Raw genomic sequence first — 12,806 nt, 5'->3', positions numbered from 1 at the left:
GCTGGAGCTGGAGCTGGAGCTGGAGCTGGAGCYGGAGCTGGAGCTGGAGCTGGAGCTGGAGCTGGGGCTGGGGCTGGGGCCGGTGGCGGCGCTGGCGCTGGCGGCGGCGGTCCCGGCGGTGGCGGCGGTCCCGGCGGTGGCAGTGGCTCCGGCGGTGGCGGTGGCCCCGGCGGTGGCGGCGGCTCCGGCGGTGGTGGCGGCCCCGGCGGTGGCGGCGGCTCCGGCGGCGGCGGTGGTGGCTCGGGCGGCGGCAGTGGTGCCGGCGGCGGTTCAGGCCGATGATCACAGCCGCGCGTCAACATGCCCGAAGGAGGTCAACATGTCTACCGACAATGCGATTGCCGTCTGGCCCGAGAGCGCTTCGCAGGCTGACGCTTATGTGCAGGTGGGGGACGTCGTCAGCCTGATGCTGAATCGCAGGGGTGTGGCGTTCGGCACCTGCGAGTTCTGCCAGACCGTGAACCATGGCGGGGCCTTGCGTTGTCGCACCTGCGGCGGCACCCTGACATCGAGTCACGAGGAAGAAGACGCCGCCGCCCCGGTCGGCCGGCCTGAACAGGTCACCCCTCGCGAACACCGCGACATGTCCGATGCACGCGCGCTGTGCAGCGCACTCCGGCTGGTGTTGGTGCCCTCGCTGCTGCTGTTCACGGCCTTCGCCTCATGGCATCAGATCCGCACCGCGGCCAAGCCGCCGCAGGCGAGCGCCACCGTCACCCTGCAAGGATCGCCACACGCGTGGTCTCAGCCAGCCAACGGTCTCGCCGCGCGCGATCGCCACACGATGGGGCGCGCGGCGTCGAGCCCTTCGCGGCTCCAGCCGATCGCCCATGAATCCAGCGACCCGAAAGCCGGGGCCGCGCTCCCGACGACATCGAAATCACCCTCGAGCCGTCCGAAGCCGATCTCCTCGACCTCCAGCAGTCGCGGCGAGCGCGATCCCCTGGCGGCCTGCAGCGGGCGTCACTTCATCGCGCGTGCCGTCTGCGTCAACAACCAGTGTGCAGAGCCCAGGACGGGACAGCTGCCGCAGTGCAAGGAGGCATTGAGGCAGCGACGAATCGACGAGTCGCGACGGAATCCGACACTGATGGGATGACCACGCCTGGCCCGGGAGCGCCGAGCGCCGCGCGCGCGGTGAGGCAGCGCGGCTGGCCAGTGTTCAGCGAACATCCGCGTCGAACCAGCGGTCCCACAAGGCAATATCGTCCTCGGTCAGATTGCCTCTGCGAAGGCGCAGCGCCACGACGTCGCGCACGTAGTCGTAACGCGCCTTCGCACCTTCGGCGCGCGACTTGAGTAGCCTGCGGCGCGCATCGAGCAGGTCGGTGATCCGGCTCACCCCCAGTTCCAGCCCGACCTCCTGCGCTTTCACGGTCTGTTCAAACGCAAGAACTTCGGCCGCCGTCGAGCCGATGCGGGCATGGTTGGCTCGGGCACTCAGCCAGTGGGTGATGGTTTCCCGCTCGACCTCGCGCCTTGCCACCTCCAGCTGCTGCTCGGCCGCTCCCTGGCGCGCGGCCGCTTCGCGCGTCAGGGCGTCCACCCTTCCACCCTCGTAGATGGGCACGCGCAATTCGAGGCCGACGGTCGCCACTGAGCCGCATCCACCGCGTCCGAAAGGGCCAGCAAACGCGGGTAGCTGCGCAGTGCATCGTCGACCCACTCTTGCTGGGGCAGTCGGCGGCAGCGCCGGCACGTCGGAACCCGCGTCAATCTCGGACGGTTGCGATGTCCTCCCGCACCTGCCGCCGATACGATGTCGCACACAACGCCGCGGCTTCACGCGGCCAAGGACCTTCAAGAAGCCAAGCGATGCGATACCTCTTCAATGTATTCGGCCGGATCATGGCCATCGAAAGAGTCGAAAGTCGATGGGAGAGCTACCTGCTAGGGCCAGACGGCAAGCGAGGCAAGGTCGAGCTTGCCGTTCCGACAGAGCTCACCCGCGACGAGCTTTCGCAGTACCTGTTTGACATCTATCACGAGGACGCAACATCGACAAACGGCGATGTCTTCGAGATCGACTCGCCGTGAAGCTGGCTCCGCGAGGGAACGACCACGCCGCCGGACATCTCGGTGGCCGCAGCGCGATGGACGATCAGGGACGTCATCGCAGCAACGGCCGAAGAGGCGAAGATGCTGGCGCTGCAGAGGGTCTTCGACGACCCCGGTCGGCGGCTCGCTAGTCCGTCATTGAACTGGACTTGGATCCCCACGCGGCGTAGCATCGTTTGCCCCTTGCCGCCCGGGCCGCGGCGGCAAGACGATATTCGTGCGGCTCCCATGGAGGTTCGTATGAGCTATCACCTGGAAGGACGTCTCCTGGAGGTGTGCAACTGCAATGTGCTGTGCCCCTGCTGGATCGGCGAGGACCCTGACAACGGCACCTGCGACACCATCATCGCGTGGCGCATCGACAAGGGAACGGTCGACGGCATCGACGTGGGCGGCAACACCATCGCAGCCGTGGCGCATGTGCCGGGCAACATCCTGCAAGGCAACTGGACCGCGGCGATCTTCGTCGACGACCAGTCGTCGAAGGAGCAGGAGGAGGCGCTGCTCAAGGTCTACACCGGCCAGGCCGGCGGGCCGATCGCCGACCTCGCCAAGCTCATCGGCCAGGTGGTGTCGGTCGAGCGGGCGCCGATCCGCTTCACGGTGAACGAAGGCAAGGGCGAACTGGAGATCGGCAAGAACTACTACGCCGAACTCGAGCCCTATCGCGGCGCGACTGGCGGTCAGACCACTCTCTCCGACACCGTGTTCTCGACCGTGCCGGGCGCGCCGGTATTCGTCGGCAAGGCCCCGACCTATCGCTCCAAGAACCCCGCCCTCGGCATCGACGTCGACATCAAGAACCACAACGCCCTGCAGAGCACCTTCGTCTTCGACGCGTGAGCGGTGCCTCGATGAGTGCCACCGCGGGCGGCAGGCCGGCGCTCCCAGCGCCGAGCGGTGCCTCCCGTCACCGTCGCGTGTTCCTAGCGGTCCTGGCCGCGCTGATCGCGCTCGCGTGGCTGGTGTTGTGGGCCTGGACGCGCAGTCCGTACGGACGCTACCTCGAGCACGACGACTGGACGTCTTCGGGACCGGCGGCGTTTCTGTGCCGTGCCGTTCCGGCCGGCGGTGTGGTGGTACCCCTGGTGCTCTATGCCGCCGCCTGGATCTTGATGACGGCCGCCATGATGCTGCCGACGACCCTGCCCTTGTTCAACGCCTTCGACCGGTTGACGGCCCAGCGCCCGGATCATGGGCGCCTGCTGATGCTGCTCGGCCTCGGCTACATGGCGGTGTGGGGCGCCTTCGGGCTGCTGGCGCATTTGCTTCACGCCGGCCTGCTGTCGGTGCTCGCGGCGGCGCCCACGCTCGCCGGGCATGGCTGGGTGATCGGCGCCGCGACGATCGGCTTGGCCGGCGCCTTCCAGTTCAGCAAGCTCAAGCACCGCTGCCTGGACAAGTGCCGCACGCCCTTGAGCTTCGTCATCGAGCATTGGCGCGGTCAAGCCCAGTCGCGTCAGGCCTTCGCGCTCGGCGTGCACCACGGCCTGTTCTGCGTGGGCTGCTGCTGGGCGCTGATGCTGCTGATGTTCGTGCTCGGCACCGGCAGCCTCGGCTGGATGCTGCTGCTCGCCGCCGTGATGGCAATCGAGAAGAACCTTCGCTGGGGCCGGCGTCTCAGTGCGCCACTCGGATTCGCGCTGCTGGCCTGGGCCATCGTCCTGGTGGCCACCCATGCCTGAGGCCCGCGGCGGCCTGCCCGCATTGCGGACCATCCTCCTGACCGCGGCGGCCATGCTCGCCTTCGCCGCCAACTCGTTGCTGTGCCGGCTCGCGTTGCAGCAAGCCAGCATCGATCCGGCCAGCTTTTCCAGCATCAGGCTGGTGTCCGGCGCACTGATGCTCGCCGTCATCGTGCGGCTCAGGCCGGAGCGGGCATCGCAGGGCCGTGTCGACTGGCTCGCCGCTGCGATGCTGTTCGCCTATGTCGCGTTCTTCTCCTTTGCCTATCTCAGCCTGTCCGCCGGCACCGGTGCGTTGATTCTGTTCGGAGCGGTTCAACTGACGATGTTCGGCGTGGGCCTGCGCGCCGGCGAGCGCTTCGGACCGATCGCGTGCATCGGTCTTATCCTGGCTGTCGCGGGGCTCTTCTACCTGGTGTCGCCGGGTGTCGCCGCGCCGCCGCCGCTGGGTGCCGCATTGATGGCGATCGCCGGCGTGGCCTGGGGCGTGTACTCGCTGCGCGGCCGCGGAATCGCCGACCCGCTGGCCGCGACGGCGTCGAACTTCGCACGGGCGGCGCCGCTTGCGCTGCTGCTGAGCCTGCTGTTCGCCGCCGGGGCGCAGGCGGATGCCGGCGGGGTCGCCCTGGCGATCGCCTCGGGCGCACTCACCTCCGGCATCGGCTATGTGATCTGGTATGCCGCCCTGCCCGGACTGTCCGCCATGCGCGCCGCCACCGTGCAGTTGTCGGTACCGCCGATCGCCGCCTTCGGTGGCGTGGTGTTCCTGTCGGAGGCGATCACGCCGCGCCTGGCCGTCGCCTCCGGGGCGATCCTCGGCGGCATTGCGTTGGTGCTCGCCAGCAGGTCCCGCAAGGCGCGACCCTAGCGCGACAGGCCGGCGACCCCGGCCTTGTCGGCAGGGCCCTGCTCAGTGCGGTTCGACCGCCGGCGGGTCGGCGCTGTCGAGCCACGCGTTGACCAACGTATAGGACACCGCCAGCAGGACCGGGCCGACGAAGATCCCGACCAGTCCGAAGCCGAGCAGCCCGCCGATGACGCCGGCGAAGATCAGCAGCAGCGGCAGGTCGGCGCCGCGCTTGATGAGCATGGGACGCAGGAAGTTGTCCATGGTGCCGACGATCAGCGTCCACACCAGCAGGAAGATGCCCCAGCCGGTCGAGCCGTTCCAGAAAATCCAGATCGTGGCCGGGGCCAGCACCAGCGTCGGTCCGAGCTGGACGATGCACAGCATGAACATCACCGCGGTGAGCAAGGCGGCAAAGGGCACGCCGGCAATGGCCAGGCCGATGCCGCCCGTCACGGCCTGGACGATGGCCGTCACCCCCACGCCCAGCGCCACGCCCCGGATCGCCTTGCCTGCCAGCACGACAGCGTCTTCCCCGCGCGGACCGCCAAGCCTGCGGCCGAAGCGCCGAACCTCGGCGGCCGCCGATTCGCCCTGGGCGTACATCACGCCCGCAATGACCACGGTCAGCAGGAACTGCAGCGTCAACGCACCCACGACGCCGGCCTGCGAGAACAGCCAGCCCGTGACGCGCGAGGCATAGGGGGTGACCTTCGCCTCCAGGCCGGAAACGCCCGAGGCCACGAGTTCGTCCCAGGCCAGCACCAGCTTCGGCCCGACGAAAGGCACGCGGCCTATCCAGTCGGGAAGCTGTGGCGGCCCCTTGCTGATCTGCGACCTGAACCAGGCGACGACTTCGTCGGCGTTGGCCGCGATCGTCGAGATCGCCATGGTCAGCGGCAGCACGAACAGCAGCAGCAGGATCAGCAGCATCACCAGCACCGCCAGGCTGCGACGATGCCACAACCGGGCCTCGAACCACAACAGCGCCGGCCAGGTGGCGACCACGACCATCACGGCCCAGATCGTCGCACCCAGGAAGGGGCGAAGGATCCACAACGAGGAGCCGATGAGCAGGACGATGGTCAGCACGCCGAAGGTGATCTTGGCGAGGTCGGAGCGAGTGTCGATCATGATGGTTCACTTCCTTTCGGAGGCCTCGCAGTGGGCGCGACGCTCTTCCGTATCAGGGCGTGCCGATCGTAGCCGAGGTCGGGCCGCGGCCCTGCACACGCTCAGGGACGGCTTTTTCTTCCCCGTCCCCGGGGCGGGGCGAAGCCTCGGCAGCTTCGATGCCTCAGCGCCCAAGGACCTCGTCGAGCCAGTCCAGCGACCGCCTGTTGACCAGCGAACGACTGAACATTTCGCAATGGCCGTCCGCACCCTCCTCGCGGGTGAAGCGAATCAGTTGCTTGGGGCAACGCAGATTCTCGAAGAAGCCCTGCGTGCCGGCGGCCAGCGGGTCCCCTTCGGCCAGCGTGAACAAGGTGGGGCACCGGATGAGCTCCGTACGTCCCTTCATCGAGAAGCTCTCGAGGTTGCGCAGGTAATCGCGCAAGGTCGCCACGCCATTCATCCAGAACCCGCGCCGGTTGACGCTCCAGTGCAGCACGCGGTCCGCTTCGACGATGGCCGCCAGGCGGTCGAGCAGCGCCTGGTCGAGATCCCCGACCCGGGCCGCGGCCGCCGGGGTCGCGCCGAGCTTCAGTGCATAGGCGCGGAAGCCGTCGGCGACTTCCGCCTGTCCCGGATCGGCGATACAGGCCGCCAGCCGATGCTCGCCCGAGGCGGCGCGCGGCGCCAGGTAGCCGCCAAGGCTCCATCCAGTGAGTGCGATCCGTGCCGGGTCGACCAGGGGAAAGGTCAGCGCGCAGTCGATCACGGCGCCGATCACGGTTTCCCAGTCGGGCCGAAGCGGGATGCCCTGTTCGATCAGCATGCCGCCCTGCCCGGGGCCATCGAAAATCAGGCAGTGGTAGCCGCGGCGCGACGCCGCAACCGCAGAGGCGAAGTACAAGTCGGTGATCAGCCCGTCGTACCCGTTGGTGCAGATCAGCAGCGGCCGCACTTCGTTGGCGCCCCCCGCAGCGGGCACGAAGTAGGCCGGCAAGGTGGTGCCCTCGAAGGGAATGCGAAGGGGCAGGACGGGTTCGTCGCGCAGCGCCAAGGCCCGATCGAAGAGCTCGATCTGCTTGCGGTACGACGTGGCCAGGCGCGGGTCGACCGGCCGTCCGTACAACGGGTGGTAGGACTTTCCGTGGCAGCACGAGGCGCGAAGCAGCAGCTCGTGCGCGCTCGCACGGTGCCCCTTGGCCAAGGCCAAGTCGCCCTCGGCCGCCAGGCGGTCGCCGGCCGCGGTCCAGGCCCGGTGGAATGCATCGTCGTCGCCTTCGCCGACAACGCGCGCCACGGCCTCGATTTCGCCGTAGTCCGGGCCGCCATAGGGGATGTACCCCAGCGGCCAGGTGCCCAGGCGTTCATGCAGCGCGTCCTTGAATAGCTGTCCCATCGGGTCTTTCTCGAAGACCAGAGAGGCCACGGACGGCCGGTGGCTCTGGTCGATGTTCGATTCTGCAGCACGGATGGGCGTGCACGACGCCGGGCCATGTTGCGCATGAAACTCAAGCTCCGCATGTGCTACTCGCCACAACCCATCGGTGCGCACTTCAAGGACGAGCCCTGGGGCGATTTCTTCAGCGATTTCTGGCAGCCGACTATCCTGGCGGCTACGCGGACGAGGAGTGGTACGGCATCCACTCGATCGCCCTCAACCCGCAGCGCGCCGGGCAGCCCGGCGCGGTGGTGCTCAATGGCGTGCACTACCCGGACGTGCTCACGCCGCGTGCGGCGGCCGATGTGTTGAAGGCCTTGTGGACCGCCCCGGCCTGAGTCTGGCGCGCGCCGCGAAGCCGGCTGGCACCGGCCGCGCGTCGACTCAGGCTTGCGCCGGCCCGCGTGCAGACACCCTGGCCTCGCGCGGTGTCATGTTGAAGCGTTGGCGAAAGAGCTTGCTGAACACGGCCTGGTCCGAAAACCCGCAGGCATAGGCGATGGCGCCGATGCTGAGCCTTCCACTTTCCGCCTGCTGGAGGTAGCTCAGGCTCTTCGCCAGTCGCCTCTCGCGCAAGGTGCCGTGCACGCTCATGTCTTGCGATGCGAACAGGCGATAGAGCTGGGCGCGCGAAATGCTGGTTCCGCGCGCGATGTCGGCCACGCTCAGGTCGTTCCGATGGAGGTTGCGCTGGATGTACCGATGCACCGCCTGCAACCGGTCGGCACCCGGCTCGGCGCTGCTTTCCGGGCCGGGCGCGAGCATGGTCTTGAGCAAGTTTTCGGCGGTCTGGAAGATGCCGCCGAGCACGGTCTCGAGATCCGCCGGGACAAGGGCTGCGCCATGGCTGGCCAGCATGGTGAGCTGCGACCCGAGGAACGGTGCGAGACCGAGGTGTTCGATCGTCTCCACGGAGCGTCCGCGCGAGCCGGGTGCGTGTCCCAGCGCGTGCATCAGTCGTTGCCTGGAGAGCCGGACGTAGCCCAAGCGGGAGCGATCCCAGCGTCCCCGCAGCGGATGCGCAAGGTCGCACAGCAGCATGCTGCCTGCGCCGAACTTGGCGTGGATGCCGTTGTTCTGCTCGATGGTGAGATTGCCGCGTTCGATCAGCCAGATACTCAGGTCGGCGTCGGGCGGCGCGCTCGATGGCAGCACGGTCGAGTGCAATTCGGAAGGCTGCACCTCGCAGTGCCCGACCGATCCCCTGGCGTCCTCGCAGAAGATGCCAAGGCCGCGCAGCGGATGGTCCGACATGACCCGCGGGCTCATCGACGCCAGGATGTTCGTCGAGAAATCGCTGCGAATGATCGGATCGGAGGTGCCATCGGCCGCGAACAGGCGCCGCCCGGCCGAAAGCGTCGCGTCCGTCGCGCCGGCAGCTTCGTCCGCGGTCAGGCCGGGCATCGCTGCTGCTCCGAAAGGGGTTGCGGCCCAGGATGCGCAGTGCGAATGGGCGACACCCGCCCCACGAGAACCGGCGAGTGCGTCAGGAGGCGGCAGGCACGATTCATCATTCGATCCTGCGCAGCCGCGTTCATACGGGAAGTTGATGAATCCAACGCACGGGGCCATCTTCAGGCGGGGGCCGCGCTGCAGATCTGCGTCATCGCCCCGACATCGGGGATCGGCGAGCGCTTCGCGGAGAACCACTCCTTTGACCAGCGCGAGGCCGATGCACTGCCGAGCGAGAGGCTGTCGCGCCACCACCGGGCCAGGTCCAGGGTGGCGCCGGTGCGCGGCGCCGCGATGGCGGCAGTCGTCAGCTTGCGCAGCGCGGGCGTGCTGGTGGGACACATCGGCTGCTGCCTGGGCACCCAATGCAGGAATCCGGGCTTCTCTTCGGCGGCATCGGCCTTGACGATCGAGCCCCCCACATAGGCCAGCTGATTCGTGATGACCGGTTGGGGCAGCTCGTAGCTCGCGAGCCTCGCGCAATTCGACGGACCCGGGGTGTAGCCCGAATCCTTCAGCTCCACCGAGTAGTTGATGCAGCCCTGCGGCGGACAGCTGTAGTAGGTCTCGAGTTCTTCGCCCTCGCGCGGGCACGCAGGGCCGTCCTTGAGCGGATCCCCGCTGCAGCTGCCCAGGGGCGACGGTCCCCTGGCGTTCGGGCTGTCCTGCTGCACATAGAAGAACAGCATGCCGGTCGTGCCGTCGTAGAAATACGTGTCGGCGGGTTTGCCGTCCGGCTTGAGCAGGTCCGTGATGCTGGCGGCGGCCGTCAGCGGCATCCGCGGAAAGACGCACATGTCGCCGTCCAGCCTTGACCCCGCTGGACAGCCGCCCGCCGGAACGGCCATCACGCCCTCGGCCGGACAGCCGGTTCCGGGCGCCAGGTTGCCTGCGACCCCCGAGTCCAGGTTGTGGCAGGTCTGCGATCCGTACCGGTTCTCCAGTTGATTGAAATACTGCCGCATGGCCGCCTTGGTGGTGTTCACGCCGTTGCCGCCCCAGGATTTGTAGCCGCGGGTGATCGTGAAGTTGCCGGCTGCCGGCGGGCCGTTCTGGGCATTGGTGTAGCAGATGCCCACTCGCACGTAGAAAGGCTTGGCCTGCATGTCCGACTTCACCGCATCGGTGAAGCCGACGCGCACGGTCTTGGGCATGCCGTAGGGGCTGTTCTCTTGCCCCGGCTGCGAGCTGGGCTTGGCTTGCACCGAGTAGCCGACCCCGCTGGCGACCTTGGGCTCCCAGATGCCGCGTCCGTCACGGCTGAGCAACTCCATGCTCTGATGGACGTTGTGGTCCTTCGAGTCCTTGGTGAAGAGCATGTTCTGCCACAGCCTCCCCGACGGGTGCAGCGCCTCGAATTCCAGCGTGGCCATGTTGGCCGGCGAGATCAGGGAGGTCGCGCGCCCCTCGTACTGGGCATCCTGCTGCCCTGTCGCCAGGCATTCGTCGACGGCGTTTGCGTTGCGGTTGAAGGGCAGGTTGTTGAGCGAGATCGGGAACTCGCCGGGCACCCGGACACCGTTCGCGTCGACCACCTGGTAGCCGGTCAGCGTGCCGTCGAGATCGATGACGGCCGTGTTCTTGTCGCCGTCGCGGAAGTCGCCCAGGTTGACCCGCTCGGTGTAGATCTGGTGTCGCAGATCGACGTTGTCGAAGCTGAGCGCCTTGGTCACCGACGATGTCGGATAGGCGCTCTGGTTGTTCTGGAACCAGCCGAGCGCGGCATCGCCTTCGTACCTGTCGGTCGGCGGCACGCCCGGGGTGCGCGGGTTGCCCGCGTACCTGAACACCTTCATGACGTCCTGGTCCTCTTTGGTCAGCAGGGGCGAGATGTCTGCCAGGTAATTGACGAAATGGTTGTGGATGATCCGCACCGGGCCGTCGTAGATCATGTAGCCGGCCGAGTTCCAGCGCGGCGACTGGTAGCCGAGTCCATTCAATTCGTTGGCCTTGGGATTCATGTCCACGCATCCCTGGCCGTCGCCGGTCGCCGGCGGGCAGGGGCCCCAGCGGTCGACGTTGTTGGTGCTCAGTCCCACCAGCACCGAGTCCTTCAGCAGCGCCCACACGCCCGGGGCGTTGCCGTCGTTGCCGCCCGAACTCACCAGCGAGACCGAGTCGCGGTTGGTGGCGAAGCGCCCGTCTTCGACGGCGGTCCACAGCGGCCGCATCCATACCCCGCGGTTGCGGATGCGGGTGGCGGTGAGCCCCTTGAAATGCGCGATCACATTGAGCGATGCCGGATCCGGATCGGAGTACGGCTTGCCGTCGGAGGTGGGAAAGAGCTGATCCGACACCGCCGCGGTATCGGTCTCGCCGAACAGGCCGTCGTAGCAGGCATGCACCCGGTTGTTGCGGAACGAACCGACCGGCTCGAACTTCTGCCGATAGACCACTCCCTTCGCATCCTGGGGCGGCACATACCAATAGCCCTTGCCCATGCCCTGGCATCCGGCGATCGAGTTGCCCTCCATCACGGTGCCGGGGTTGACCACCCAGAACCCGCTGGACTGCTCGACATACATCTCGCCCGCGTTGCACGGCACGTCGGGCGGCGGCGGCGTCTTGCCACCGTCCGGAGACTTCCGCTCGGCGGCCTCCAGCCGCCCGCTCGGGTTGGAGACGAAGCAGCGCCCGTGTGTCGGGTTGGTCTGCTTGTCGGTGTTGGGCACATTCAGGCCGTCGTAGCCGTTGACGCTGGCCAGGTTGTCGCCCTCCCACCAGTTCTGCACCAGCTTTTCGACGTCCTGGGTCCTCGGCACCGTCGCTTTGTCGATGCCGAAGTGATGGCTCATCGCACCGATGCCGAGATTGCCGATGAACTGGCCACCCTGCTCGTCGCCGACCTCCTGGTAGAACAGGTGGCCCACGGCGCGCGCGCAGACATTGTTGGTGATCGAGACGCCCTGGCTCATGTGCACCGTCACGCACTTGTTGTAGCTGTGGTGGATGCTGATGCTCTCGACCCGGTGGGGGCCGGCCTTGCCGGTCATGTGGAAATGGATCGGGTAGCTGCCCAGGCGCGCCTTGCCGAACTTCTCGAGCTCCACGCCCTGGATCTTGGCCTCGGCGAAGCCCGCGAGCAAGCGGATCTCGCCGCCCCAATGGTGGTTCTGGTCCGTGGGATCGGCGCTCGCGGTCGCCGGCGTGCGCGACGTGAAGCTGATGCTCCGGCTGATCAGGCCGACTTCGCTGCGCTCGTCGACGCCATAGTTGGTGCTGGCGTCGGCGCCGTAGTTGGCATCGGAGGGCTGGCCCGGATCGGCGCCGCCGAAGTGGTAGTGGCGCAGCGGCTGCACCAGCGTCAGCAGGCTGCCGGAACCGGCGCCTTCGACCGATGCGATCTGCACGAACTCCGACTCGAAGGGGCTGAAGCTCGAGGTCGCGACCACGATCCAGTCGCCGGCCTTCCAGCCCCCGCCTTCGCCCGTGCGTACGTCGCTCGCCAGGTACAGCTGGCGTTCGCCGCCCGCGGCCACCGGCGCGCCGATGCTCTTGTCGGACGCCTGGTAGGGGGTGGGGCCGGCGGGCCGGCTCAGATGCGTCCAGCTGACACCCTTGGGCGCCGCGCCCTTGGCGCCGTACAGGCGCAGGATGCCGCCCATCCGCACTTCGATGCCCTTGTCGGAGCCGCTGTCGATCGCCGGGTCCGAGGGGATCTGGGAGCCCGTGAAGGTGACTTTCACGCGGCCTTGGGGATCGCTGTCGCCGCCCACCGGGCAGGTCTCGGTGCCGATCGACAAGGTGCCGCCCGCCACGAGAATGCCGGCGGTCTCGACCTCGAGCGTGCCGCCGGGAATGATGTGCGGCACCGCGAGCTTGCCGTTGGCCGCGATCGTGATCTTGCCGAGCGCGTTCTTGTCCTTGTCGGTGAACGACTTGTCAATGACCACGCGCGGACCGCAGCCGCCGTCGCCGCCGATGGTCACGTTGCGCTGCGGGTCGAACTTGCACGACGAGAGTGCGACCGTATCGCCTTCATCCTTGGAAAGAAGAGAGCTTTTCGCGCTGCCGCCGCTCACGTCGTCGAAGGCCGTGATGCAAGGCGCCGCGACCCCTTGGGGCACGGTGGCGAGCAACGGATAGCCTCCGTTGGAACCGCCGCAACCGGCCAGGACCGTCAAGGCCAGCAGCAAGCTGCTGCGAACTGCGAAACTGAGCATCTTCATTCCTCCAAACATCTTCCAGAGTCCACGGGACCGGATGGCACGGG

At 67.7% G+C, this 12,806-nt stretch carries 11 protein-coding genes; 6 read left to right on the top strand and 5 right to left on the bottom strand.

Annotated elements, in window-relative coordinates:
• A partial coding sequence (locus tag AC1DYK_RS32995; RefSeq protein WP_478170136.1) for a prolipoprotein diacylglyceryl transferase occupies positions 1-1,099 on the top strand: 1,099 nt, incomplete at its 5' end.
• A gap of 63 nt (positions 1,100-1,162) precedes the next feature.
• Here the strand turns inward: AC1DYK_RS32995 and AC1DYK_RS32990 are convergent.
• Positions 1,163-1,597: a TolC family protein gene (locus AC1DYK_RS32990; protein WP_478170135.1), complete on the bottom strand. Its 435-nt coding sequence runs from the start codon at positions 1,595-1,597 to the stop codon at positions 1,163-1,165.
• A gap of 218 nt (positions 1,598-1,815) precedes the next feature.
• Here AC1DYK_RS32990 and AC1DYK_RS32985 point away from each other — a divergent pair, with 218 nt between their 5' ends.
• The 4 genes from AC1DYK_RS32985 (at position 1,816) to AC1DYK_RS32970 (ending at position 4,611) form a co-directional block, all read left to right on the top strand.
• A complete protein-coding gene (locus AC1DYK_RS32985; protein ID WP_478170134.1) occupies positions 1,816-2,037 on the top strand; it encodes a DUF7661 family protein in 222 nt (73 codons plus the stop codon).
• Positions 2,038-2,298: 261 nt separating this feature from the next.
• The gene (locus AC1DYK_RS32980; protein ID WP_478170133.1) at positions 2,299-2,901 is read left to right on the top strand and encodes a DUF1326 domain-containing protein; all 603 of its coding nucleotides are present in this window, start codon (positions 2,299-2,301) and stop codon (positions 2,899-2,901) included.
• A gap of 11 nt (positions 2,902-2,912) precedes the next feature.
• On the top strand, positions 2,913-3,743 hold the full coding sequence (locus tag AC1DYK_RS32975) for a DUF2182 domain-containing protein (RefSeq protein WP_478170132.1): 831 nt from the start codon (positions 2,913-2,915) through the stop codon (positions 3,741-3,743).
• Positions 3,736-4,611 carry a DMT family transporter gene (locus tag AC1DYK_RS32970; RefSeq protein WP_478170131.1) on the top strand — a complete coding sequence of 292 codons (876 nt, stop codon included), beginning with the start codon at positions 3,736-3,738 and terminating at the stop codon, positions 4,609-4,611. The genes AC1DYK_RS32975 and AC1DYK_RS32970 overlap by 8 nt, the downstream gene beginning before the upstream one ends.
• 42 nt (positions 4,612-4,653) lie before the next feature.
• Here AC1DYK_RS32970 and ydiK read toward each other — a convergent pair whose 3' ends face one another.
• On the bottom strand, positions 4,654-5,724 hold the full coding sequence (gene ydiK, locus AC1DYK_RS32965) for an AI-2E family transporter YdiK (RefSeq protein WP_478170130.1): 1,071 nt from the start codon (positions 5,722-5,724) through the stop codon (positions 4,654-4,656).
• Between the two features lie 163 nt (positions 5,725-5,887).
• Positions 5,888-7,099 carry an alpha/beta hydrolase family protein gene (locus AC1DYK_RS32960; RefSeq protein ID WP_478170129.1) on the bottom strand — a complete coding sequence of 404 codons (1,212 nt, stop codon included), beginning with the start codon at positions 7,097-7,099 and terminating at the stop codon, positions 5,888-5,890.
• A 125-nt stretch (positions 7,100-7,224) separates the two neighbouring features.
• Here AC1DYK_RS32960 and AC1DYK_RS32955 point away from each other — a divergent pair, with 125 nt between their 5' ends.
• Positions 7,225-7,479, top strand: coding sequence for a hypothetical protein (locus AC1DYK_RS32955; RefSeq protein ID WP_478170128.1), 255 nt, complete (start codon positions 7,225-7,227; stop codon positions 7,477-7,479).
• A gap of 46 nt (positions 7,480-7,525) precedes the next feature.
• Here the strand turns inward: AC1DYK_RS32955 and AC1DYK_RS32950 are convergent, their stop codons facing one another.
• Complete coding sequence (locus AC1DYK_RS32950; protein ID WP_478170127.1) at positions 7,526-8,545, bottom strand: helix-turn-helix transcriptional regulator; 1,020 nt, start codon at positions 8,543-8,545, stop codon at positions 7,526-7,528.
• Between the two features lie 170 nt (positions 8,546-8,715).
• Entirely contained in the window at positions 8,716-12,756 is a 4,041-nt protein-coding gene (locus tag AC1DYK_RS32945) for a G8 domain-containing protein (protein WP_478170126.1), read from the bottom strand.
• Positions 12,757-12,806 lie beyond the last annotated feature (50 nt).

The sequence above is a fragment of the Variovorax sp. P2_H12 genome, from assembly GCF_056403395.1.
The sequence above is the reverse complement of the archived record's forward strand: the minus strand, read 5'-3'. Positions and strand labels throughout refer to the sequence as shown.

Excerpts from the sequence above, each read along its gene's own strand:
- AC1DYK_RS32985 (WP_478170134.1), top strand. The coding sequence starts at position 1,816 with ATGCGATACCTCTTCAATGTATTCGGCCGGATCATGGCCATCGAAAGA.
- AC1DYK_RS32980 (WP_478170133.1), top strand. The coding sequence starts at position 2,299 with ATGAGCTATCACCTGGAAGGACGTCTCCTGGAGGTGTGCAACTGCAAT.
- AC1DYK_RS32975 (WP_478170132.1), top strand. The coding sequence starts at position 2,913 with ATGAGTGCCACCGCGGGCGGCAGGCCGGCGCTCCCAGCGCCGAGCGGT.
- AC1DYK_RS32970 (WP_478170131.1), top strand. The coding sequence starts at position 3,736 with ATGCCTGAGGCCCGCGGCGGCCTGCCCGCATTGCGGACCATCCTCCTG.
- ydiK (WP_478170130.1), bottom strand. The coding sequence starts at position 5,724 with ATGATCGACACTCGCTCCGACCTCGCCAAGATCACCTTCGGCGTGCTG.
- AC1DYK_RS32960 (WP_478170129.1), bottom strand. The coding sequence starts at position 7,099 with ATGGGACAGCTATTCAAGGACGCGCTGCATGAACGCCTGGGCACCTGG.
- AC1DYK_RS32950 (WP_478170127.1), bottom strand. The coding sequence starts at position 8,545 with ATGCCCGGCCTGACCGCGGACGAAGCTGCCGGCGCGACGGACGCGACG.
- AC1DYK_RS32945 (WP_478170126.1), bottom strand. The coding sequence starts at position 12,756 with ATGCTCAGTTTCGCAGTTCGCAGCAGCTTGCTGCTGGCCTTGACGGTC.